The organism is Candidatus Izemoplasmatales bacterium, from assembly GCA_041649275.1.
In the GTDB taxonomy this organism is placed as follows: Bacteria; Bacillota_I; Bacilli_A; order Izemoplasmatales; family Hujiaoplasmataceae; genus UBA12489.
This window is the reverse complement of the sequence record JBAZNL010000003.1, coordinates 57,380-81,848: the sequence shown is the minus strand read 5'-3', so window position 1 is coordinate 81,848 and position 24,469 is coordinate 57,380. Positions and strand designations below refer to the sequence as shown.

The 24,469-nt window shown below is 58.5% G+C and carries 20 protein-coding genes and 1 tRNA gene; 3 read left to right on the top strand and 18 right to left on the bottom strand.

The window, feature by feature from the left end:
* Window positions 1–4 precede the first annotated feature (4 nt).
* From WC509_03960 to WC509_03915, 10 genes are all read right to left on the bottom strand, one after another.
* Window positions 5–2,731, bottom strand: coding sequence for a chitobiase/beta-hexosaminidase C-terminal domain-containing protein (locus WC509_03960; protein ID MFA5006606.1), 2,727 nt, complete (start codon window positions 2,729–2,731; stop codon window positions 5–7).
* Window positions 2,732–2,845: 114 nt separating this feature from the next.
* Complete coding sequence (locus WC509_03955) at window positions 2,846–3,802, bottom strand: DUF4234 domain-containing protein (GenBank protein ID MFA5006605.1); 957 nt, start codon at window positions 3,800–3,802, stop codon at window positions 2,846–2,848.
* A 122-nt stretch (window positions 3,803–3,924) separates the two neighbouring features.
* Window positions 3,925–4,785 carry an SDR family NAD(P)-dependent oxidoreductase gene (locus tag WC509_03950; protein ID MFA5006604.1) on the bottom strand — a complete coding sequence of 287 codons (861 nt, stop codon included), beginning with the start codon at window positions 4,783–4,785 and terminating at the stop codon, window positions 3,925–3,927.
* 101 nt (window positions 4,786–4,886) lie between these two features.
* The gene (locus WC509_03945) at window positions 4,887–6,260 is read right to left on the bottom strand and encodes an MATE family efflux transporter (GenBank protein MFA5006603.1); all 1,374 of its coding nucleotides are present in this window, start codon (window positions 6,258–6,260) and stop codon (window positions 4,887–4,889) included.
* A 121-nt stretch (window positions 6,261–6,381) separates the two neighbouring features.
* Window positions 6,382–6,705, bottom strand: a complete 324-nt coding sequence (locus WC509_03940) for a DUF805 domain-containing protein (protein MFA5006602.1) — start codon at window positions 6,703–6,705, stop codon at window positions 6,382–6,384.
* Window positions 6,706–6,829: 124 nt separating this feature from the next.
* On the bottom strand, window positions 6,830–7,990 hold the full coding sequence (locus tag WC509_03935) for a 1-acyl-sn-glycerol-3-phosphate acyltransferase (GenBank protein ID MFA5006601.1): 1,161 nt from the start codon (window positions 7,988–7,990) through the stop codon (window positions 6,830–6,832).
* A 2-nt stretch (window positions 7,991–7,992) separates the two neighbouring features.
* Window positions 7,993–9,396, bottom strand: a complete 1,404-nt coding sequence (locus tag WC509_03930; GenBank protein MFA5006600.1) for an MFS transporter — start codon at window positions 9,394–9,396, stop codon at window positions 7,993–7,995.
* A 446-nt stretch (window positions 9,397–9,842) separates the two neighbouring features.
* Window positions 9,843–12,080, bottom strand: coding sequence for a S8 family peptidase (locus WC509_03925; protein ID MFA5006599.1), 2,238 nt, complete (start codon window positions 12,078–12,080; stop codon window positions 9,843–9,845).
* Window positions 12,073–13,122, bottom strand: a complete 1,050-nt coding sequence (locus tag WC509_03920; GenBank protein ID MFA5006598.1) for an ATP-binding protein — start codon at window positions 13,120–13,122, stop codon at window positions 12,073–12,075. The genes WC509_03925 and WC509_03920 overlap by 8 nt, the downstream gene beginning before the upstream one ends.
* A gap of 124 nt (window positions 13,123–13,246) precedes the next feature.
* Window positions 13,247–13,322 (bottom strand) — tRNA-Ala (locus tag WC509_03915).
* Window positions 13,323–13,499: 177 nt separating this feature from the next.
* Here WC509_03915 and WC509_03910 point away from each other — a divergent pair.
* Together WC509_03910 and WC509_03905 are read left to right on the top strand one after the other, a co-directional pair.
* Window positions 13,500–14,102: an HD domain-containing protein gene (locus tag WC509_03910; protein MFA5006597.1), complete on the top strand. Its 603-nt coding sequence runs from the start codon at window positions 13,500–13,502 to the stop codon at window positions 14,100–14,102.
* A gap of 37 nt (window positions 14,103–14,139) precedes the next feature.
* Window positions 14,140–14,976, top strand: coding sequence for an aldo/keto reductase (locus tag WC509_03905; GenBank protein MFA5006596.1), 837 nt, complete (start codon window positions 14,140–14,142; stop codon window positions 14,974–14,976).
* 56 nt (window positions 14,977–15,032) lie between these two features.
* Here WC509_03905 and WC509_03900 read toward each other — a convergent pair whose 3' ends face one another.
* The 5 genes from WC509_03900 to WC509_03880 all read right to left on the bottom strand — a co-directional run bounded on the left by WC509_03900 (window position 15,033) and on the right by WC509_03880 (window position 19,991).
* Entirely contained in the window at window positions 15,033–16,433 is a 1,401-nt protein-coding gene (locus WC509_03900; GenBank protein ID MFA5006595.1) for an SPFH domain-containing protein, read from the bottom strand.
* Between the two features lie 54 nt (window positions 16,434–16,487).
* On the bottom strand, window positions 16,488–17,105 hold the full coding sequence (locus WC509_03895; protein MFA5006594.1) for a hypothetical protein: 618 nt from the start codon (window positions 17,103–17,105) through the stop codon (window positions 16,488–16,490).
* Between the two features lie 72 nt (window positions 17,106–17,177).
* Window positions 17,178–17,942 (bottom strand): hypothetical protein, encoded by a 765-nt coding sequence (locus tag WC509_03890; GenBank protein MFA5006593.1) that lies wholly within the window; start codon window positions 17,940–17,942, stop codon window positions 17,178–17,180.
* Between the two features lies 1 nt (window position 17,943).
* Window positions 17,944–18,375: a hypothetical protein gene (locus WC509_03885; GenBank protein MFA5006592.1), complete on the bottom strand. Its 432-nt coding sequence runs from the start codon at window positions 18,373–18,375 to the stop codon at window positions 17,944–17,946.
* A 134-nt stretch (window positions 18,376–18,509) separates the two neighbouring features.
* Window positions 18,510–19,991: a hypothetical protein gene (locus WC509_03880; protein ID MFA5006591.1), complete on the bottom strand. Its 1,482-nt coding sequence runs from the start codon at window positions 19,989–19,991 to the stop codon at window positions 18,510–18,512.
* 283 nt (window positions 19,992–20,274) lie between these two features.
* On the opposite strand from WC509_03880, the gene WC509_03875 reads away from it, so the two are divergent.
* Window positions 20,275–21,147: a sensor domain-containing diguanylate cyclase gene (locus WC509_03875; GenBank protein MFA5006590.1), complete on the top strand. Its 873-nt coding sequence runs from the start codon at window positions 20,275–20,277 to the stop codon at window positions 21,145–21,147.
* A gap of 107 nt (window positions 21,148–21,254) precedes the next feature.
* Here the strand turns inward: WC509_03875 and WC509_03870 are convergent, their stop codons facing one another.
* The 3 genes from WC509_03870 to WC509_03860 all read right to left on the bottom strand — a co-directional run bounded on the left by WC509_03870 (window position 21,255) and on the right by WC509_03860 (window position 24,312).
* The gene (locus tag WC509_03870; protein ID MFA5006589.1) at window positions 21,255–21,404 is read right to left on the bottom strand and encodes a hypothetical protein; all 150 of its coding nucleotides are present in this window, start codon (window positions 21,402–21,404) and stop codon (window positions 21,255–21,257) included.
* Between the two features lie 228 nt (window positions 21,405–21,632).
* Complete coding sequence (locus tag WC509_03865; GenBank protein ID MFA5006588.1) at window positions 21,633–22,928, bottom strand: hypothetical protein; 1,296 nt, start codon at window positions 22,926–22,928, stop codon at window positions 21,633–21,635.
* Between the two features lie 79 nt (window positions 22,929–23,007).
* Complete coding sequence (locus tag WC509_03860) at window positions 23,008–24,312, bottom strand: helix-turn-helix transcriptional regulator (GenBank protein ID MFA5006587.1); 1,305 nt, start codon at window positions 24,310–24,312, stop codon at window positions 23,008–23,010.
* Between the last annotated feature and the right edge of the window lie 157 nt (window positions 24,313–24,469).

Below are 24,469 nucleotides of genomic sequence, written 5' to 3'. Positions count from 1 at the left end.
GCGGTCAGCCGAGGATCCGGCGGCGGCGGATCAGGAGGATAAGGACGACGGTGCCGCCGGCGGCGATCGTGCCGCCGGTCGCGATCAGGATCGTCGCGAGGGTCGAAAGGCCGGAAGCGGTCGGTTCGGGTTCGATCACCTCGAACGGATCGGGACCGGGTTCATCGGCGAGATCGACTTCGACGGTCTCGGTCACGGCGGCCGAATCGGCCATCCCGTCCTTGACGGCGTAGAACGAGAGGACGGCATCCTCCTCGATGGTGATCGGTCCTTGGTACACGACGAAGGCGACATCGGCCCCGACGCCGAGCGCATAGCGGATCTCGGCGCCCGCGGTAACGCAGGACAGCGTCACCGTCCGCGGACCGACGTCGCCACCGGCGACCTCCGCGGTCGGGGTAGAGACCGTTCCGATCTCAGGTTCGGACGTCCCGAAGACGTGGGTGAAATGTTCCGTGTCGTTCTGGACGGCGACCATCACCGTGAACCAGAAGACGAGTTCGTCGTCGGCCGCAAGCCCGTTGATCGTGATCTCCGGATGTCCGGTCGCTCCGTTTTCGACCATGCGGACGTTCTGCTGCCCGCCGCCGTTCTTGACGTAATGGATGTCGACGTAGACGCAGTCCGTGAGCCAGGTGATCGTCGCAGACGAGGAACCTTCCGTCAGGGAGTAGGGGGTTTCCGAGAAGGCGACCTCGTAGGTCGCTTCGACCACGGCGGAGGGAGCGCCACCCGCGACGATCGCGACGGCGCGGACGGTCACGTCGGCGACGATCGTGATCGGTCCGTCGTAGGCCGGCGAATGCGCGGTCGGGGCGCTTCCGTCGAGGGTGTACCGGATCACCGCGTCCGCATCCGGATGGGTGATCGACACCTCGACCGGTTCGTCGTACGTCCCGGAAGGGACGGAGAGCGTCGGCGACGCGGTCACGGCGAGGATGACGTAACGGACGCGGATCACGGGCGAGGGCTCGAGGCCGCTTCGGAAGACGACCGCGGTGACGACGGCGTCTGAATTGATCTCGAGCGGTCCCCCATATAGGGGGGAATCCGCCGTCGGGACCGTGCCGTCGAGGGTATAGCGGATCTCGCCGCCGTCGGTCGCGGTGGCGATCGAGACGGTCTGAGGACCGGCGTAGGTTCCGGAATCGAGGCTGAAGACGGGCATTTGCGCCCGGTCGTCGACGACGTAGTCGAAGACCGCCGTCTCGGAGGGACGCAATCCTTCCGCGAAGGCGCGGACGGTGAGGACGGTCGAGGAATCGATCCGGATCGGATCGGCATAGGAAGGCGATGTCTCGTCGGGAACCGAACCGTCGAGGGTGAAGCGGATCGTCGCGCCCGGGGTCGCGGAGGCAAGCGCGACCGTCACGGCGTCGGCGTACTGGCCGGCCGGGACGTCGACCGTCGGTGCCTGGACCCGTTCGAGCGGGTCGAGTTCCTCGCCCTGGAACGGATTCCAGCCGGCGGCGGCGATCACGAACCAGCCGGTCGAGGAGACGCAGTTCTGCTGCAGCATGCGCCAGTAGTGGTTGTTGGAGGCCTTGAGCGAATAGGGCAGGCCGCCGGCCATCGACCCGCCGGCACCCATCTTCTTCTCGACCTCGGACAGGATCGCGTCGCCCTTCGCTTCGTCGCCGACGGCGTAGTAGGCGCACGCCATGAAGACCGTGCCTTCGATCCAGATGTCGGCGGCGTAGGTCCCGCCGCCCTTGGCCGGGTCGGCGGCGGCGCCGTCGTCCTGCCAGTCGAAGTCGTAGCCGGTCATGAGGCTTCCCTCGTCGTCGTAGGTCAGGGTCTGAACGTATTTCGGATGCGCGAGCGTGCCGACGCCGGTGACGGGGTCGCCGACGGCGTCCTCGACGTAATCGAGGACCTCGGCGTAGTCCGTACCGAGGGCGAGCACCGCCCACGGGTTGACGTCGAGCGGGACCCACGGGTCGACGAGCTGCGTGTCGTTCTTGAAGCCGCCGAAGAAGCGGCCCTCGGCGTCGTCCCAGACGACATCGGTGAGGAACGCGAGCACGTCCGCCACGGCGGCGTTGTATTCGTCGCGTCTTGCGGGCGTGGTGTCGGCGAAATAGAGGAGCGCGGGATAGGCGTCGATGTTGTGTTCGGTGCCGGTCCAGACCTCCTCGGTCCAGACGCCGGGCACGTCCCAGGTGGTCTCGCCGCCGGCGATCCCGCCGTTGGGCCGCTGGTATCCGAGGGCCCAGTCGAGAGCGGCGACGGCCATCGCGTGGAAGGTCTCCGCATCGCCGGTGATCCGTTCGTAGTTCATCACCGCGAGCGAGACCCAGACGGCGGGACCGACGTGCTTCCTAAGCTCGGCGCCCCAGTAGCCGCCGTACCAGTAGGAGTTGCACCAGGAACCGTCCTCCGCCTGCAGGTTCTGCAGGGTCGTGAGCACGGTCGTCGCCCGTTCGACGTCGCCGGCCACGAGGAAGGCGATCGCCGCGACCGCCTGGTCGTACGTGAACGCCTCGGTGATCGGCTGGTCGGGACCGGAATAGTCCTCGAAACTGTCGACGAGACCGGATATTTCGTCGCTGCCGTCGAGGACGGCGGAGTCCTGCTGGGCGGACAGCCACCCGTAGGCGGCGAGCATGGAAGCAGATAAGCGCGGATTCGCCTCCGGGGTCTCGGCCGTCACGACCGGCGCGGCGCCCGCGGCGACCGCCGTGCACAGGAATAGGAAGATCATCAGGATCGTGGTCAGGCGTTTCGTCATGGCAGGCACCTCGCTATGGTACCATCATAGCACGAGCGGCGAAGAAGAGGATCGGAAATCGTCCTTGAAACGACAAAACGCGTCCGATCGGACGCGTTGTCGAAATCGTTTCGGTCAGGCACGCGCTTCTTCGTTCTGGAGCGTGGCGTTGGCGACGGTGGCGGCCTTGTTCAGGTCGAGCTGCATCATCGCCGTGGCGACGACGCCGAGACCGAGGATCGAAAGGACGAGGTAAGCGATCGAAAAGTCGGGCTTCTTGACGCCGAACCGGTCGCGGTTCTGGAAGAGGAAGGTCTCCCACTTCTTCAGGTTGAGGCCGTACATCACCTGAATCCCCGGGAGGACGAGCGCGGAGAGGAGGAAATCCTTCGTGAGGTCGGCGGGTCCGCCGACCAGCTTGTGGATCCCGCGGATCATCCGGTACATCCAGATGTAGTACCAGACGCCGAAGGTGATGACGGTGTAGAAGACGTGAAGCGGGACGCTCCGGACGATCTGTGCGTCGCCGACGGGATCGAGCGCGACGAGCGGGTCCTTCCGGTTCAGCTTGCGCAGGATCCAGCGCCACAGCGTCGGCTCATCCGTCCCGGCGTATCCGGGATGGAGGAAGACGGCGACGCCGTAAACGGCGAGAAAGAGGATGTAGAGATAGAACCCGAGTCCGAAGCCGCCGACGAGGACGGATTCCCCGCCGGAGAACTCCTCTCTCCCGAAGAACAGGTTCGCGGTCGCCGGATCCGATCCGGCGCCGAGGAGGACGAGCGCGAGGTTGACGAGAAACAGCGCCGCGGCGACGTAGAAGCCGACGCGGAACGCGAGTCTGGCACGTTTCGTGAAACCGCCCTCGAACGCCATGAAGCCGATCGTCGCGAAGCAGGCGTCGAGAACGACCGCCCGCGCGAAGGGCCCGAAGAACGGCGGAAACGCGAACAGGAACAGCTGCGCGACGACGATGCCGTCGAAGCGACAGACGTAGAGGCGCGCGGAGAAGACGACGAGAGTCAGGAAAAACAGCCCGATCGCGATGAACTCGATCCGGACTTTGCCGAGGAAACGACGGATCTGTGCCATGGAAATCCCCCTATGACGGATGCTTCTTTTCCTTGATGATAGCACCATCGCCGCATTATTTCAAGACGGTGCGAGCATATCGCGGAAGAAAGCGATCGCCGGAGGTGGCGATTCCCGCGATTTCACTTCTTCGCGGAAAAACGCGAAGATCCGCCGAGCGCGACGTCGACCATCGCGTCCGAGAGCGCATGGAGCCGATCCATCGTGCGGACGGTTCCGGACCGGCGCGCGGGCGCCTTCTCGACGCCTTCCATCCAGAACAGACCGGATCGTCCCGCATAGGCGTCCTCGAGCGCGATCCGGACCATCGCCGCGGCCGGGACCGATGGCGGAGTGCCGGCCTTCCGCCGCCAGCTCCAGATCCACCGTTCGAGTCCCTTCGTCGTCTTCGCGACGATGCCGGTGTCGACGAGACCCGGATCGATCGCGTAGAACGAAACCAGTTTGGGATCGATCCGCCGCGCCATGTCGCGGACGAAGAGGACGTTCATCAGCTTCGATTGGGCGTAGGCCGTCAGAAGCCAGTAGAAGCCGCGCAGCGAAACGTCCCGGAAGAAAATCCGCCCCCAGCGGTGGGCGCGCGAACTGACGACGAGAACGCGGGCGCCGGGACGGCGCTCCAGCAGCGGGAGGCACCGAATCGTCAGGTGGTGGACGGCGAGGTGGTTCACCGCGAACGTCTTCTCGTAGCCGTCGACGGTGAGTTCGCGATGCGTCGAGACCGTCCCGGCGACGTGGACGAGCGCGTCGATGCCGTCAGGGCAGCTCTCCGCCAGGCGGGTGGCGAGCGCGTCGACCTCGCGCACGCTCGACAGGTCGGCGAATTGGAAGGAGAGCCGCGCTTCGCGCAAATCCGCTTCCATGGCCGCCGCCTTCTTCCGGTTGCGGGCGACGCCGACGACGCGGCAGCCCGCCTTCAGGAATCCTTCTGCCGCGGCACGGCCGATCCCGTCGGTCGCGCCGGTGACCACGATCGTCTTCATCCGAACACCTTCCTTCGTATCCATTCTACCACTGCGGATCCCCTTTGAACAGTGTATCAATGAACGTTTGTTCATTTCTATCAAAAAGGAAAAGCGCTCCATCATGCGGAGCGCCGGTCGAGTCCCGATTGTTCCTTCTTGAGCGAGACGACGACGCGTTCGAAGAGCACCCATGCGATCAGCGCGGAGAGCAGGTCGCCGACGGGTTGGGTCCAGACGACGCCGTCGATCCCGAAGAGCGTTTCGAACAGGAAGAGGATCCCGAGGTTGATCACCACCTGGCGCATGAACACCAGGAAGAACGACTGCTTCCCGTGTCCCATCGCCTGGAAGGTCGTGTTGTAGAGGAAGAAAAGCGCCATCGGGATCGTACCGAGGCAGGCGATCCGGAGGAACCGCGCGCCGAGCGCGACGGTCTCCGGTTCCCGGATGAAGAAGGTCACGATCGGTTCGGAGAAGACCTCGAAGAAGACGATGCAGAGGCTCGCGATCCCGACCGCCGCGAATCGGGCGAACCGCGAGGAACCCTTCATGCGGTCGAAGTCCTTGGCGGCGTAGTTGTAGGCGACGAGCGGGAGGACGCCCTGGCCGAGACCGAGGGCGATGTTGAGCGGGATCGAGTCGATCTTCTTGACGATCCCCATCGCGGCGACGGCGAGGTCGCCGTAACCCGAGAGCACCTTGAAGACGGCGGCGTTGACGAGGACGTTGAAGACGACGGCGGCCGCCGCGGGCAGACCGACCGCGAAGACCGGACCGGCGACCTGCTTCGCCCCGGAGAGCCGGGACGGTGAGAAACCGACGTTCGAACGGTGACCGATGGAGAAGACGGTCATCAGGTAGAATCCGACCACGGCGACGTTGGCGATCATCGTCGCCATCGCCGCGCCGGCGACGTCGAGGTCGAGCACGAAGATGAAGATCGGGTCGAGGATGATGTTGAGGATGCCGCCGAAGGCGATTCCGGCGGCGCCCAGCTTCGCCTCGCCCTCGGAGCGGAGGAGATGGCCGAGGACGATCCCGAGGGTCGTCGGAAGACCGCCGACGACGGTGGTCCAGAACAGGTAGTCTCTGCCGTAGCCGATCGTCATCGCGCTGGCGCCGAGCAGTTCGAGGATCGGCGTCATGAAGATCCAGAGGAGGACGGAATAGAGGAGCGAGAAGACGTTCGCGCCGTAGACGCTGAAGGTGGCGACCTTCTTCGCGTCCTCGGGGCGCTTGGCGCCCATCATCCGCGCCATCAGGCTGCCGCCGCCGATCCCGAAGAGGTTCCCGAAGGCGGCGAGGAGCGCGAAGGCGCCGAACGAATAGGAGATCGCGGCGACCATGTAGGGGTCGTTCGTCTGACCGATGTAGAAGGTGTCGGCGAGGTTGTAGATCATCGTCACGAACTGCGAGAGAATGGAAGGAATCGCGAGCGTCGCGACGGCCTTCCAGATCGGCAGTTTCTCGAAGATCAGCGTTTTCTTGTCCATGGTGTTCCCCGTCCTTCATGATTCGCTCATTCATTGTACAATCGCACGCCGCTTCCGTCAAGCGGTATTCCGGTAAAGAAAAAGACACGGACGGACCGTGTCTTGTTCGTTGCGCTTGGGCTCAGGCGGCGACGCTCGGCTTGACCCACTTCAGGATCACGAAGATCCAGCCGACGAGCGGGAGGAGCCACCACAGCATGTAGGTACCCTTCTCGCCGACGTCGTGCAGACGGCGGACGCCCATGGCGATCACCGGCACGAGCAGGACGAGGCTGACGAGCGAGGTGAGGACCGGGATGTTGATGAGGCCGATGATGAGGCCGATCAGGAACTGGACGATGATATGGACGACGATGTTGGTCCAGAAGTCGTTCAGGTTGATCTTGCCTTCGTAGTTCTTCCAGTCGATCCACATCTGCTTGTAGAGCTTGACGTACTTATCCATCTTTTCAATGCCCCCTTTTTGATGTCGATTATAACACCATTTCATGCCCTTGTATATGGCAATCGGGCGATTTTCCGTCATATTTCGGTCGAATTTGCGAAATCATGCGCGGTCGATCGGTCGTCTAGGCCGCGTCGGCCGCGCCGGAAAGGCTGCGCGCGTGCAGGATTTCGGCGGCGATGACGAACTTCGTCGGGATCGTCGGGACGTCCATCGCGAACTGGTAGATCAGGTAGCCTTCGTAGATCTGGACGTTTCTGCCGAGGTCGCTCGGCAGCGTCGGGACGTTCTTGGGATCGAACGCGAGGACGGTTTCCCTGCCGTCGACGGTGCCCTCGTAGCGGTATCCGTCATGGGTCAGGGAGAGTCGGCCGCGGCCGACCTCGACGAGCCGCTCGTCCCGGAAACTCTCGAGCCGGACGTCGGCTTCGAGGCGGAACGCCGGGTCGGATTCGATCCGCATGCGCATCTCCGCCTCCTGCACGTGATAGAGGTCGTCGATCCGGAGTCCGCCGACTTTTCCGTGGGGATCGTAGGAAAGGCGGTTCCCGCACGCCGGGCAGACGAGGTCGCGTCCGTCCGCATGAAGCGTCTCGCCGCCGCATCGCGGGCAGCGGTAGAGGACGCTTTCGAGGTTCTCGATGTCGTTGATGCGGTAACGGTACCTGCCTTCGGGATCGAAGGAGGAGACGTTGAAGCGGAGCGCCTCGACGACGGCCGCGAGGACCTCTTCTTCCGTAAGCGAAGCCAGCCGTTCCTTCGTCAGGACGAGTTCGACGTCGGTCTGGATCCGTCCGGGGAAGTTCTTCTTCGACCACGGCGGGTTGACGAGGTAGGCGCCCTGGTGGCGGACGGCGAAGACGTCGACCTTGGCCTTCTTGAGCAGCTTGGCGATCGACGGCGCGATCGGCTGGGTGACGCCGATCGGCGAGATCTGCCCCTCGGGGAAGATCGAGACGATCCCCTTCCGCCGGAGGATCCGGAAGACGTTCATGGTCGCGACCGGGTCGGCCTGGAAGAGGCATTTGGGGAACGCCCGCGCCATCCGGAGGAAGAAGCCGAGGAGGGGGTCGTAGAACATCTTCCCGGCGGCCATGTAGCTGACGCGCTTCGGATAGACCGCCGCGGTGGTGTAGATGAAGTCGTAGAAGGACGTGTGGTTGGAGAGGACGATCGCCGGCCCCTTGATCTTCGCGTGGCGGCGGATCCGCTGCCCCTTGAAGAAGGCGTAGATCCGAAGCAGGAAGCCGAGCGTCGCGTACAGGAGCGGATTCGGACGCTTCATCTTCAGAGGTTCCGGATCAATTCTTCGGCGTCCGCGCCGTCGCGGATGGTCTCGGCGATCTTCTTCTGGGTCGCCGCATCGATCCGGTAGCGGGTCGAGATGAGAATCCCGACGCCCATGAAGACGAGCGGGACGAGGGCCATGATGAGCCGGATCGCGAGCATCGCTTCCGGCGGCTGTTCGGTGAGCGGCGGCTGCGTCAGATCCTGCGACTGAAAGCCGGCGAGGCCGATCAGGGCCATCACGGCGGCGAGGCCGACGGCCTGCGCGACCTTGTTGATGAAGTTGGTGAAGCCGCTCATCTGTCCGTCGAGGCGGTCCCTGAACCTGAGCTGGCCGGCGTCGACGACGTCGCCGTACATCGTGTGCGGGACGAGGCCGGGACCGCTGATCCCGAAGCCCATCAGCGCGCCGACGACGTAGATCACGACCGGGTTCACGTTCGCGGGGATCACGAGGAGCGTGAGCGCGGTGACGATCCAGACGATCGCGCCGAAGCGGTAGGCGTAGGTCTTCCCCTTCTTCCCGATCATCCGGATGTAGACGGGCAGGGCGACGATCTGCATCGCGAACATCAACGCCGCGGCGATCATGCCGACCATCGAGGATTCCCCGGCGGCGGTGACGTCCTTGACGATGTAGAAGTCGACGTAGAAGAAGAACAGTCCGCTCATGACCGCCATCGACATCTGCAGGAACAGGAACATCCCGAGGTACTGGCGGAAGGGTCGGAGGCCGAGCGGCTTGACGAGCTCCCTGAGGGAGAGCTTCGAGGTGACCGCCGGCGTCGTGATCTCCTCCTTCGCGAAGAGGCCGGTGAAGAGCACGCTGAGGCCGAAGAAGGTGCCGAAGATCAGGCTCATCACCTGGTAGCCGACGCGGTCGTCGGGGAAGAGCGAGACGATGATGCCGGGGACGGCGACGCAGAGGATCGAGGAAAAGATGCTGAAGCCGAGACGATAGGAATTGTACGAGGCCCGTTCCTGGTAGTCGCTCGAGATCTCGCTCGAGAGCGAATAGTAGGGGATCATCACCGAGGTCTGGATCATCGTGAAGACGAGGTACGCGGTGAGCGCCGCGATGACGCGGAGGGTATGGCTCGGGAAGGCGAACGGGAAGAACAGGAAGTACATCCCGGCGAGGACGAGCGGCGCCGAGATCACGAGATAGATCCGGCGCTTCCCGAGCCGCGACTTCGTGTGGTCGGAAAGGTATCCCATGAGCGGGTCGGTGATCGCGTCCCAGAAGCGCGCGATCAGCATGATGAAGCTGATCCAGTAGGGGCTGATCCCGACCGTGAGCGCGAGAAAGCCGGGAAGCAGGAAGTTGATGATGTTGAAGGAGCCGCCGCCGAAGATGTCGGCGGAAGCGAACGCGAGTTTCTTGCCAAGTGCGGATCGGGTCATATCGTGTCTCCTAGTCATTGATGCAGTCTGTTTCCATTATAAGGGAATCGCTGAAATTTTACCATCTCGCCTGTAGGAATGATGATTAAGGCACCCAGGATGTGGATGCCACATGTTGTTGAAGACAAAAAGCATATTCACACTTATCGTAAATAGTATAGAAATTGGATTATCAAGGCCGCTCTAAAACTACTTTGTCATCTCTCCCATTATGTTTTTTTAATGTGACAGCACTATGACTATTTTTTTGTAGCTGAATTTATTGTAAATGATTACTTCACTGTACGTTCGTTTCACCTATAGGCCTAAGAACGCTTGAAAATTCACTCGACGATTATGCATGAGCTTCAATTGTACACTTCGTCAAGGTCCCTAGGAGTAATAGGATATACTCAACTCAACCAATATTAATAAATCAACCTACCATCATCGAGAGTTGGAGATGATTAATCGAATTTGATTTCTTCGCTAGCTTTATTATAGACTTGTATTCTGCTTTCAACATTGATTCGGTTAACAAGCCAACCTCTAAGTGAGCATTCAGAGATGAAATCTTGAATTCGATTCACTCCATGAATTTCTTTTAGTGTGACAACTACGCCGAATCGAATACCAATTCCATCTCGAGATTTCAGTCGTTCCTTCGTGACAACCTTCATCCCCCAAAGTTTACCCTGATATGCTTTCCTAGGGATAAGACGTTCCTTTATTTCGTCTGTGATATGCTTGATGTTGTCCCATTTCCGATAATATTTTCTTGCATCAGCCTCATATACTGGATGAATATCATTGTCTTCTATACACTGTTTGTTATTGTTAATTGATTTGATATGGTTATCTTCATCGATTCTGCCAAAGTATAAGTCAAGTTCAGTGTTAGTGTAATCTACGCCTTGATTTCTAGAACACCGTGGAAAATAACATAACGTCGCTTTGGTAAGAAAGGGGTATTCGTTTTTATACTTTGGCACCGCAAATTGATAACTATAGGTCTCATATTGTTCAGATACGCCCGAAACGACAAACTTGATTTCATCATCTTCTGATTTGACAATGTCATCGATACGAACGGGTACGACACCATGACCTTTCAAAGAACGTTCCTCAAATGAGTGCGTTTCGTTCCACCCTATCGCGGCATCAATTAATAATGCTTTAGCAATTTCACGTGGGAAACCGAGAACATCCACAAGAAATGCCATCTTCCTAGATATCCATGGAGCGGCATAGGATGTGCCACAGACATATGACAATCCGAGATGATCGCAAACACGTATTCGTTTGTGTGAATCACCGCCATAGTAACTGACATCAGGTTTTGTAAAGAATGATAATACCGGACCGGAACGCGAGTAATTCACAGGATTATTCTGAGAGTCCACAGAGTTCACTACAATCGCATTCACGGAATCAGCAGGGGCGCCAATACGTTTTTTGGGTTCATCTGCCCGTTTATTGGTTCCTGAAATTATGAATGTTATGTCGTTTTCATATTGAATTTGATCAAGCACGGATGCTTCAGCGGATATAAAGTTCCTATTCACTTCTTGATCTGATCCCAACGAGATGTTCCATACATGTATTTCCGTGTTCTTTGAAATTATCGTCTTAATTTGATTTATTATTGTGAAAGAACTAAAACCTGCATGCAGCGCGATCCCAAAGTGTCGAACACGAAAACGACCACACCCATCATTCAATTCAGGATTGAGTGAAGGCCCATCAACAAGGAGCGAGCACACCGAAGTGCCATGTTGATAATCTGATGATTGCGCAGGAATCTCTGATGAGATGTCGTTATGGTGTTCGACCCAATCAGAGAAGTAAACCGATGAATCAAATAGAGTGTCAATCACTCCAATAATTGGCTCGTTTTTTGGGGAAGGAATAACGCCTGGAGTTGACTCGCTTGAGGGAGCGAAATCGGTTGGTAACAATCGCGAAAAATCTACCGTTGCCATAGCAACTAAATATGGCGCCTTCCGCAGGATCAGTTCGATTTCTTCTCGGCCTAATAAAACTGATGTATTATCAAGTGCGCGAATCACAGTCGGGTTAATGCCAAATTTCCGAAGGAGATCATCAATCTTCATCTTTACATCAAAAAATGAAATGATCGCTGTTTCATTGGTGAGGAATTCTGACTTATCGATTGCGAATTTAGTAATAAATGACGCATCAACAACCATTCGTTGAAACGTTGTCTTTGATATTGAATAGCGAGAGAAATCAATCAATGAAATACGTTCGGCACTATTAAAACTAGATGTAGTGGCAACTCCAGTGAAATATTCGTCAAGAATTTTAGCGGTTTCATTTGCTTTTTCAACGGATGATACAATGGCGTCGATTGAAACATAATGCGTGATGATATGATATGGGTCAGATGGAGTACCACCATACTTCGCTCCTACTATTGTTTGTTCGGCAGTAACATCTTTATATGAAAGGAAACTATCTATTCGATTGCTTTTGGCAGCAACTTTTCGATAATGGGCGCTCAGCAACACATCAGGAAGAAAATTCTCAGCGCGCCAAAAAGCAGCAATATCCAGAAGGTCTTGACCTAGTTTGCGAATATGATTGCTACATACAGATTGATTGCTTGGCAATGTAGGAGCTGCGGGTCTATTTGGGTTTTTTCTACTTTCGAACGGGCCTTTTAACTGCAGAATATCATTCATGGTTTTCACCTTTCAGTTCACGTTGTACGGAGCTTTTTGAAACGCCAGTCAACACTTCGATTTCTCGTATTGTGAATCCTCTTTTTTGCAAATTATTAGGAGATATTTCGCCAATATTCGGTATAACGTTCCTTATCATTCTACGAAGATAATCAAATTCGTTATTCGGATTGCTAAAAGCTATCGAAGAGCGTATTAAATTTTTTAATTCACCAGGGTAAGGAATTATCGTCATGCAATTGATAATTTTTTTGAACAATTTCATGTCATGTCCAGCCGTCTTGAAACGTTTAAGTTGAGTGTTTAGGATGCTCTCTGCAACCTCAACTAAATCTTCTTTTGTATATCTATTAAAATCAATGATGGAATCGAATCTCCTTGTTAAGGCTTTATCAAAACGCTCAAAAAGATTGGTTGTTGCAACCAATACTATATTTTCGTTCAAATTGTCCAACTCCTTAAAGAAGGCTGAAGTTACTCTACCCATTTCTCGTAAATCATTGTTGTTGATTCGATCCAAAGCAATAGAATCTAGTTCGTCAATTAAGATGAGCACCTTAGCGGGATAGGGTAAAGTGTTTATCTCGGCAAATGCATCACTGATATTTTTGGCTGTCTGACCAAGTTTACTATCAATGAGTTCGCTAGTGTCAATCATAAAAAGTTGTCTTTCAAGTAATCTTGCGACTTGCTTTACAGTTTCGGTTTTACCTGTACCCGGTGCGCCAATAAACATAAACTTATTAATCCCAGCATTGTGATTAATGGCGTTGATCATACCCACGATGTCATCGCTGATCGCCTTCGGTAGTGGTAAAGACTCATTTCCTACATCCACTTTTTTGAAGAATGACTCCTTATCATCATTAACTTGAGGATAGAACACGTTATTTTTTGACAAAAGCGACATAATGTATTCAGCCAATTGATAGTCACCGGCCGAATCAAAGTCCCGTGCAATATCATATGCTTCGTTGCGAAACTGGATATCATTCTTCTCACTATAGTATTTTATTAAGTTAAGAATATTCTTTTTTTTCATCGCGCCCACCCTTTATATTTATATTATAGCACGTTCTGGGACATATTCAACCATTTTGGGTCAAATATTCTCATTGAAGCATTAAACAAAAAGGCATCCAAACTTGGATGCCTGATGTATCAGGTGGTGGAACTGACGAGGCTCGAACTCGCGACCCCCAACATGCCATGCTGGTGCTCTCCCAATTGAGCTACAGTCCCACTGATTTTGCCGCCAAGAAAGATTTTACACGAAATCGTCCGATTTGGCAAGCGAAATATGCTTGCTTTCGCTTCCTCGGAGACGGTTTCCGGACATCTTCCGGAAAACGCGTCCGATTCGCATCGTGCACCCGCTCATGGTATAATGGTCGTGAGGAATCATTCGGGAGGCGCACGATGGACGGATTCGAAAGACATGTGGTCGCGAAGGCCGAGGCCTTCGCCCACACGGTGATGAAGGACGACGCCTCCGGACACGACTACGAGCATGTGAAGCGGGTCCGCCGGATGGCGGAGCGGATCCTCGCGCACGAACGGGCCGACGGCTTCGTCGTCGTCCTCGCGGCGATCCTCCACGACGTCGACGACAAGAAGCTCGGCGGTCCCGGCGACCGCGCCGAACGCTTCCTGCGCGAACAGGACGTTCCGGCCGCGACCCGCGAGGCGGTTCTCGAGATCATCGCGTCAATGTCGTACACCGCCCATATGGAAGGCAAGGCGGTCTCTTCGATCGAGGGCATGATCGTCCAGGACGCCGACCGGCTCGACGCGATCGGTGCGATCGGGATCGCGCGCGCCTTCGCATACGGGGGGCGCAAGGGCCGGCCGATCTACGCCGGTTCGATGGACGACGACTCCTCGCTCGCCCACTTCGGGCAGAAGCTCCTTAATCTCCGGAACCTGATGAACACGAAGACGGCGAAACGGATCGCGATTCGACGCCACCGCTTCCTCTCGGCCTATCTCGGCCGTTTCCTCGCCGAATGGAACGGCGAATGACCCGCTTGCCCCAAGACATCCTTCGAAGGAGCATCCCATGAAACCATTCACCCTATCCAACGGCGTCGCGATCCCCCCGATCGGCTTCGGAACCTGGCAGATCCCCGACGGCGACGTCGTCTACAACGCCGTCCGCGCCGCCCTGTCGGCCGGATACCGCGCGATCGACACCGCCGCGGTCTACGGAAACGAGACCGGCGTCGGCGCCGCGATCCGCGATGCGGGCATCCCCCGCTCCGAGGTCTTCCTCACCACCAAGGTGTGGAACGACGACCAGGGCTACGAATCGACCCTGCGCGCCTTCGGGGCGAGCCGCGCCAAGCTCGGCGTGGAGTATGTCGACCTCTACCTGATCCACTGGCCGGCGGTCAACCGCTTCCCGGACCACAGGGCGACGAACCTCGAGACCTGGCGGGCGATGGAACGCCTCTACCGCGAGGGCAAGGTCCGCGCGATCGGCGTCTCGAACTTCCTTCCCCACCACCTCGAACCGCTCTGGAACGCCGCCGAGGTCAAGCCCATGGTCGACCAGGTCGAACTCCATCCCGGAAATCCCGCCGACGACGTCGTCGCCTGGTGCCGCGCCCGGGGAATCCTCGTCCAGGCATGGAGTCCGATGATGCGCGGCCACGTCTTCGACTACCCGGTCCTCGCAGAGATCGCTTCGAAGCACGCCCGCACCGTCCCCCAGGTCGTCTTGCGCTGGATCCTCGATCGCGGGATCCATCCGCTTACCAAATCGGTCACGCCGGCAAGGATCAAAGAGAACCTCGACGTCTTCTCCTTCACGCTCGACGACGAGGACGAGGCGAAGATCGCGACGCTTTCCGGAATCGGCCGCTTCGGCAGCCATCCGGACCTGGCGAAATACTGAATCGAAAATACGAGACGCGCGGTCCTGCGAGGGACCGCGCGTCGTTTTCATTCGGATTACTTCTTCGGTTCGGGCTTCGCCTCGGGGGCGGGCGTCTCCTCGCCGAGATACTTGGGCAGATCCATGCCCGCCATCTTGAACAGGTCGTTCATCGGCGGGATCGACTTCATGAGCGACGAGGCGAAGTTCGCCGTCGTCGACGAGCCGTCCTTCGCGCCGCCGTCCCAGACGGTGATCCTGTCGAACTTGAGGTTCTTGATCGCCTCGACCTGGGTCTTGACGAGCGTTTCGAGCTTGTCGGTGATGAGCATCTTGATGGCGGCGTCGGGGCTTCCGCCGGCGGCTCTGACGATCTCGGCGAAGCCTTCGGCCTGTTTCGTCAGAAGTTCCTGGTTGCCTCGCGCCTGGGCTTCCATCTTCGAGTAGATGCCGTCCGCCTCGCCCTTCGCGCGGCGGCGGATCTGTTCGGCTTCGGCCTCGGCCTCGAGGACGCGCTTCTGCTTCTCGATCTCGGTCTTGACGATGACGTCGGCCTCGAGCGTCGCCTTCTCGCGGGCGGCGCGGGCCGTCTCGGCGTTCTGTTCGGCGACGTAGGATTCCTCGAGGGCCTTGGCGGCGGCGATCTTCTCGGCGGCGATGGCGCGGCGGAGCGCCTCTGCCTCGATCTCGCGGCGGCTGGCGTTGGACTGGGAGATGAGTCCGAGCGATTCGTTCTCGCCCTTGATCGCGGTCGAGTTCGCCGAGGCGACCTGGATGCGCTGGTCCTTGACGGCGTTCGCCTCGCCGATCGAACCGTCGCGGTTCTTCTCGGCGACGGACTTCTTGGCGTCGTTGATCGCCTTCGCGGCGGCTTCCTTGCCGAGGGCCTGGATGTAGCCGGATTCGTCGTTGATGTCGGTGACGTTGACGTTGATGAGGCGGAGGCCGATCTTCTTCAGCTCGGTCTCGACGTTGCGGGAGACGGCTTCGAGGAACTTGTCGCGGTCGGTGTTGATCTCCTCGATGTCCATCGTCGCGATGACGAGACGGAGCTGTCCGAAGATGATGTCCTTGGCGAGTTCCTGGATCTCGGAGAGGCCGAGCCCGAGGATGCGCTCGGCCGCGTTCTGCATGATCCCGACCTCCGTCGAGATGCCGACGGTGAAGCGCGAAGGGACGTCGATGCGGATGTTCTGGCGGGAGAGGGCGTTCTTGAGGTCGACCTGGATCGACATCGGCGTGAGGTCGAGGAACTGGTATGCCTGGAAGATCGGCCAGATGAACTTGGCGCCGCCGTGGATGCAGTGGGCGGATTTGTTGGAACCGTCGTTGTTGCGTCCGACCTTGCCGTAGACGACCATGATCTTGTCCGCCGGGCACTTCTTGTAGCGCGAGACGATGAAGATGATGCCGGTGAAGAAGAGCAGGATGATCGTGACGACGAGACCGATGGGAAATTCGAGGAACAGGGGTGTCATGGGAAATCTCCTTTTCTATCTGTGGATTTTTGAAGGACTAGGGGGACGATGGCGCTATTTGCGGCGGACGACGAGCGTGTTCTCGTCGGCTTCGTCGACGATCTCGACCTCGACGCCCGTGGGCAGGTCCTCATGCTCGTCGGTGACGGCGTCGGCTTCGACGTAGCGTTCCTGGACGGTGAGCGTGACCTTGCCCTTGGCGGTGCGGTCCTTCGGGACGCGGAGGTAGACGGTCGCGATCTTGCCGACGGCGTTCTTGAGGTCGAGGTTGCCCTCGGACTCGAGTTTCATCGCCGCACGGAGACCGATCGCGAGCAGAATCGCCGCAAGCGAACCGGACGCGAGGCCGCAGAGCGAAGCGAGAAGCGGATGGATCAAGTCGCCGAGCGAGAAGGCGGTCCAGCCGCCGATCGCGAGGAACGCGAGGACGCCGCGGATCGTGATGATCTTGAGGCCGCCGATTGCGGAGAGCGGTTCGTCGTTGATCTCGTCGACGTCAACGTCGGCGTCGACATCGGGCACGTCGACGTCGCCGCCATAGGCGGAGGCTTCGCCGCCTTCGATGCCGAAGAGCATGAGGATCAGGAAGATCGCCATGATCGCGGTCGCGATTGCCGCGACGACGAACATGGCCTGCTGGAAACCGGACAATGCTTCCCACCACTGGGACATGGATGGACCTCCTGGAGTATGGATTCTGGATGGCTGAAACGGTTCAGGACGTTCCGTGCGGCTTTTCGGGCATCAGCTCCAGCGGCCGGAGAGCTCGGCCTTCAGCTCTTCGAAGCGCGCTTCGAGGCGGTCGAGCATCGCCGACAGTTCGGCGAGGCTCGAGACCTTCATCGCGTCTTCGACGAGGAGGCGGTCCGCTTCGGGATAGTCGCGGTAGGCGTACCGGACGCCGAAGTCGGCCTTGGCGGGACGATGCTTCAGATTGAGGAGGACGCCCACGTGGGCGACAAGATATCGGAAGAAGTTGGGAAACGCTTCGACGAAGCGGCCGCGCGCAATGTTCTTGCGGGCTTCGAGAAGCATCAGGAAGTCGGTCGCGGTCGCCTGGCGGAAGAGCCGTCTTCCGCGCGCGTCGATCGCTTCCGCGGACGAGATCCGTTCGGAAAGCACGGATTCCTTCTCGAACCACACGACGGCGCGGCCATGGCGGTCGGTTTCCTCGAACTTGTCGGGGATCGAGACCTTGATCACGGCGAGGTCGACGTAGACGAAGGGAGCGAGCCCCTTCAGCTTGTAGAATGCCTGCGAGAAGCCGTGCCAGGCGGGTTCGGGGACGCGATACTCGCGTTCGATGCCGTAACGTTCGTCGAGCGCCGCGCGGACGAGCGCGATCACCGTCTCGACGGCGTCGTCCTCGCAGACGACCTCGAGGTCGAGGTCGGAATACCGGTCGGAGAAGCCGGTCGCGGCGGATCCGCCCTCATGGGCCGCAAGCACGCCCGGGCAGGCGCGCAGCCGCGGCTCGAGGAACTTGCGCAGTTCGGGGATTCCGTCCATCTCATTTCCCCTTGACGGGGAGATAGACATCGTAGCCGTCGCCGTGCGGTTCGGCGAGCGCGTTCGCCTGCCGGTTGTCGATGCCGAGACGGTTCTCATCGAGATATTCGCGGATCCGGGGCATCAGGTCGCCGTCGGTGAAGGGCACGTATTCCTCCGGCGAGATCCGGATCTTGAGCGCGGGTCCGCCGGCCATGTCGGCGACGTTCACGTCCTTCGTCTTCGGCGTGCCGCGGGGGACCGAGGCGTACTTGATGTAGACGGCGAGGCGCTTGCCGTCCTTCTTGATCACGAGTTCGTTCTGGAAACGGTGTTCGGGGACGATCCCGGCATTGGCGAGGAACGCTTCGAGCTTCGCGTTCGCGAGCGTTTCGTCGCGGTCGTTGGCGAAGGCGATGGATTTCGGGTCGAGGTTCACGAGTTCGATCTGCATGGTGGATTCCTTTCAATCGCGGGGCGACTTGGGGGCGGGCGACGCCCATTTCAAGTCGTATTATAGCACAAACGCGCGAAAAGTAAATGCGTTCCAAGGGGGAATCTTGTGAAACCGTAAAAATCGCCGGCACGTCAGCCAAACACGAAGTATGCGCCCTCACGCTCGAGCAGATACCCGTAGACGGTCCAGGCGTAGGGGAACTCGCAGACGATCGCGAACGTCGCGTCCACTCCTGTCGCGACGTCGAGGATCGTCATCCCGGATGCGCCTCGATAGACCAGAAACCCGTCCTGAAGCAGTTCGTAGTCGGCGTCGGAGATGGTCCGAAGCACGGTCCAGGTCGTCTTGTCGTAGACGACGAGGTCGTCCCCGGTGTCGACGACGGCGAGGTCACCTTCGATCTCATAGACCATCCCGTCGAATCCGGCGGTCGACGCGGTCGAGCGATTCAGCACCGTGGTGTAGGCGTAGAACTCCTCGTCGACGAGGTTCGTTTCGATGATAAGCAGGAAATCGTCGATCGCCTCGAGATACGTCCCCATGGGGTGTTCGAAGTGCGCCGCATAGGTCGCGATCCTGACCAGATCCGGATCGAAGATGCCGTAATCGCGGAAGACGCGGATGCGGTCGTCCGCAAACAGGTACCGGTTGCCGCCGACGACGTCCGCGACGAACGAGAAGTCCATGTCGGTGAAGACCGTATGCATTTCGTCCTCCGCATCCTCGTACTTGAAGCGTGGCGATTCGAAGCCGGGAATCGATGCATCGATGTTGACCGAATCGAACGCGACGGTCGCGCCGGCCGGAAGGTAGTCCTCGAACAGGAAGGTGTGGACCGTTCCGGCGGCGTCGATCAGGGCATAACCCTTCACCGTCGAATATCGCAGGATCTCGATCGCGACCTGGGTCCGCGTCCGCGCGGCGACATCGCCGCAGGTGTAGGTGTCATGCACCGGCTGGACGGCGGACGGCTCGGCGTCGAAACCGTCGTAAGTCTCGATCGTGCAGCCCCGATCGGCCGCATCGTAGGCGCGATGGTAGGTGTAGAACCGGAGTGGATCACCGGGGATCGACCCGGGGAACGCGATCGTCTCGCCGTTCTGGAAAAGCGTCGCGCCGCGGAAGTCGCGGATCGTGTTGCCGGTCACGGTGAAGGACGGGGAACGGAACTTGAGCGTTTCGGAATAACCGATGAACGCGGGATCCTCGTCGTCGATGCCGGAAAGCGAGACGAATTCGAGGCTGGTGTACCTGGTATTGACGTCTTCGTAATAATACAACGTCCGCGTGACGGAATCGAAACCGAGGAACCACCGGCTTTGATCGTCGGCGACGAAGGCGACGGAAGGGAAGCGGTAGGTCTCGCCGTCGGCGATGACGGTCGTCCCGCCGTCCTCCCGAAAGACGACCATGCTCTCGTCGAGGTGCAGGATCCGGTCCCCGTTCGCCAGAATGTCGCGGAACGAATCCGGCGGATCGATCGGCGTCAGGAGCGTGCCGGCGTCGAACGGGAGCGGAACGGACGTGGTCGCGACCGTCGTGGCGGATTTTCCGCAAGCGATCGCCGTCAAGGCGGCGAGGGCGGACAGACAGAACAGGCAGGCTCTTCTCATAGGCTCCTCCGGGCTGGGACGACACGGTGCGGCGAATCAGCGGACTCGGCGCACTTCATATCCATTATACCGCGGGAAGCGACCCGTGATGCAAAAAAATGAAATTCGATGAGGATGGGATGCAGAAAGGCCGAGAACGTCGTCCACGCTCCCGACCATCCCGATCTCCCGCCGGTTCCGCGGCCGGTTCGTCGGTCAAGATTCCCATCTTTCTTGATTTATTTTGAACATCATAGTAAAATGGGATTCAGGCACGCCGGATTTCGGGCGGGGGAGGCATGGAATGCTGAAGAAAGAGGAATACCGGCTGATCGTCGAATCGTCGCCGAACATGATCTGGCGTTCGAACCTGTCGACCGAGTGCGATTACTTCAACCGCACCTGGCTCGCCTTCACGGGAAGGAGCGCCGAAGAGGAGCGCGGCTTCGGCTGGGCATCCGGCGTCCATCCCGACGACTTCGACCGCTGCGTCAAGATCTACCTCGACCATTTCCACGCGCACCAGCCGTTCGAGATGGACTACCGGCTCCGCCGTCATGACGGCGAATACCGCTGGATCAACGACCGCGGCGTTCCTGTCTTCGACCGCAAGGGGGCCTTCGTCGGTTTCATCGGCAGCTGCATGGATGTATCCGAGAAGGTCGAAGGCAGGCTGCTCATGAACATGGCGCAGAACGACTTCCTCTGCAACACCTACAACCGCCAGTACGCCTTCCAGCTGCTCGACGAGCTGCTTCGCCAGGCGAACGAGCACGGCGACGCGCTCTCGATCCTGATGATCGACGTTGACGACTTCAAGGCGATCAACGACCGCTTCGGCCACGCCGCGGGCGACGCCGTCCTGAAGAGTGTCGCCGGGACGATCCGCGACCAGCTCGGCGCGCGCGACGTGATCGGCCGCTACGGCGGCGACGAATTCGTCATCGGTCTCGTCGGTTCCGGCTTCGAGGCCGCCGCCTTCGTCGCGCGACGGATCCAAGCCGCCGTCGCCGGAAAGTCGCTCCCGCTTTCCGACGAGGGGCCGCTCCATCTCACGGTGAGCGTCGGAATCCGGACGCGCGCCGAGGAAACCTCGCTCGAAGAACTCGTCTGCACCGCCGATAACAACCTCTATCTCGCCAAGAAGGAAGGCAAGAACCTCGTCCGGGGTTCCTGAGACGAACCTTCCTTCCATCAGCCGTCCGGTCGACTCGACCGGACGGCTTTTCCATCAAATAGAAAGCGTCCTTTCCTCGATGGGAAGGGACGCTTGTTCGATCGGGTTCATTCATAGGTCTTCTTCGGCTTCTTGCTGTGCGACTGTTCAGGCTCGGAAACGCCGGCGATGAAGGGCTTCTTCAGCTTGGGGTTGTTCTTGTCGGCCTTCTTCTTCATCGTCAGCTTGTCGTTTTTCGCCTTGTCGTTCTTGTCCACGATCGTCACTTCCTTTGTCCTGCGATGCCGACGGCCGTCACGGCCGCGGTTCAAGGATATTATACCGCGTTTCGGCGGAAAAGGGAATGCCCGGGGATGGAAAACAAGTGGAATGGTCGCTCAGCAAGGGTGACGATTCAACCGCGATCCGGATCGAACGCGAGGAAGCGGCCGGGTCCGATTTTCGCGCCCTTTGACCTGCTTCGCCGGTTGACCCGATGAAACGGCCTATCCAATCGGGTCGGTCAGTGTGATGGTCACAAAAACCGTACCGTTGTATTCCGGAAGGTAATTGTTCCAAGGTTGAATGATGATATATGTCGTGTACCCGCAGTTGATCATCAGTTCGTAAAGCCGTTCGCCGTCATTCGGCGACCGTTGGTTCCCTTCCGGATATGTGTAGTGATTCTGCCAATTGACGAATTCGATGCTTTGATGGAGATCCGAGAATCTGAAATAAATGTATTTGATGGAAGCCGAATAACCGGCAAAACCGGTCGGAATCGCCAAAACCTCCACGTGATTCGACGTTTGAAACTCGAATTCCCGGTTCGGTTCCAAAGTCCGATGCGACATGTCCAACTTCAGGATGCGGAATTCGACGGCGACATCTGCGGGATTCCAGAGATGAAGTTCATACGGAGCGTCGGGCAGCACATCATGCTCCCTGATCTCGAAGAATGCATACCCGTACCACCCGCCGAGTTGGTTTCCGGCGGGATCATAAGCCTGCATGATCACCTGGACATTGTCTTCGCTCACATACGCATAGAACCCGACGTCACGGGCATCCAGTTTGAGCACCTGCCGCTCTTCGGGAGCGAGCGAAAAGATCTCCGATTCATTCTCCGAATACGCGAAACGATAATCCACTTCGAGTTTCGCCGTCATCGGAGACGGCACGTCGTAGAGGACGAACAGGTACGTCGTGTCCGGATAGAGGTGGACATCGTAGGTGCCGTCGTCGTTCGCGTCGAGTTGTTCCGGTCGCTGGGTTTCCGGATTGTTCCAATGAAGCGGCAACCCGGTCCATCCCTCCGGAGCCGAGACGAACCGTAGCGTAAGGTGGTAATCGGATTCGTATTCCGGCGTGAACAGGTAGACGCAATTGCCATACGCGTCCGCCGGAATCGTATTGGTCGTCCAGGGGTCGGTGCTCACCCATATGTGGTCGTAGGAGGATAACGGAGATGAAAACGAGATGGTTCGGACGATCGAAGGCGCATGAAGGTCGAAATCCGTCGGTATCGCACGAATGCCGACCAGATGCGAAACCAGATAGTCGTTGAAGTCGATCGAACACGTCAGTTCCGTGGTCGTCATCCGCAGGACGTTGTCGACATAGATCTGATACTCGGACGCATTCTCGACGGCTTCCCAACGGAATGTCTGGTCGATCGTGTTGTAGGTCATTTGAGGCGCTTCGAGTTCATCGATGGGGAACAGCGTCGTGGCGGTGGCGACCGGATCCAGCAGCATCAGGTCGCACGACGACATCAGGAATCCCAAGGAGACGATTGCCACGGCCCATGCGAATCTTCTTAACGAATGATTTCCCATTTGACTCCTCCTTCGAGCGATGTGTCGGTCTTCGTTTGTGCGTTCACCGTGTCGGACCGAGCCGGGCGTCGATCAGGATCGTCGCCATCAGCGAGGCGATCCCGATCCAGATGATGCCGTCGGCTCTCGTCAAGTCGATCTGCATCCTCAGGATGACGTAGACGACGACGACGAGGGTCAGGAAGGCGAAGCCCAGGATGCTTCGATGGCGCGAAAACCATTCCACGGCCTTTCCTTCTGGGAGTGAAGCGGGGAGCGACTTCTTGAAAAGCCGTCCGAACAGCGAATCGGAAGAATGGAACAGAAGCGTGACGACGTACAGGGCGACATAGAAGACGCTGAACAGGGTGTATGCGGACAACACTTCGTCCAGCATCGTGTCGGTCCTCGCGGAAAGGTTCATGAACATTCCGGCAAACAGCAGGACGACCAGAAGAAATGCGACGACCGTCAGGAAAAGGTCGAACGGGAGCCGCCGGATCCGTCGCCGTTCCGCATGCTTCATCGACTGGAAGATCATTCGCGACACCAGCTGGAGGCCCCAGACGAACGTGAGGATGGTGCCGGAGACGACGGCGACATTCTGGAAGACCTTCAGGTCGACCAACTGGCACAGGATGAACAGCGCGACGACCGAGAACGGCACGAGCAGCTGCCGATTCGCGGGATGGCGATACACGAGGAAGATCGGGATCGCCGCCGGCAGAAGATAATAAACCAGGGCGCATGTGAACACGAAGAAGCTGAAGAAGTCCGTCGCGATCACGGGGGAATAGAAATCGTCGTTCATGATCAGGAAGAACAAGTACTCCCCGAGGACGAGAACGATGGGAAAGGTCGCCAGGATTCTGGTGTTCCGCCTTTCCTGAATCCTTTTCGGATCGTCTTCCCGGTCGGTCCTGGGAGAGGGCGCCGTCAGAAGGAAGAACAGCCCGAAGCAGACGATTCCGCAGACGATGAAGCCGCCGTAGATCACCCAATCGTACAAGTAGGCGTGATGGTCCAGTTTGTCCGCATACAACAGTCCGAAGAACAGAAACGCGATCATGAGGAACAATCCGGACAGGATGATGTATTTCCGATATGCGACATACCTCTCCGCGATCGGATCCTTCTCGACGATATCGGCTTGATCGCGATCCGCCTTTCCATCACCGTTCTCGAACAGGCGGGCGATCTCGAGATTCAGGACGCTCGCGATCTGCGGAATCATGTGGATGTCCGGATTCCCCGCTCCCGTCTCCCACTTGCTGACCGCCTGGACCGTCACGTAGAGTCGGTCCGAAAGCTGCTGCTGGGTCATGCCGAGTTCTTTTCTTCGTTTCGAGATCATCAGTCCGATTTCCATTGGCAACCCTCCCAGTCATACAATACCGCCAAAGCGACGAAGTTCCTATCAACAAGACATCAACGAATCGTTGAATGACCCATCCTGACGAATCCGACCCAATGATGAATGAAAACCACTTCCATCATAGCATTTCAGGTTTCACAAAACAATCATC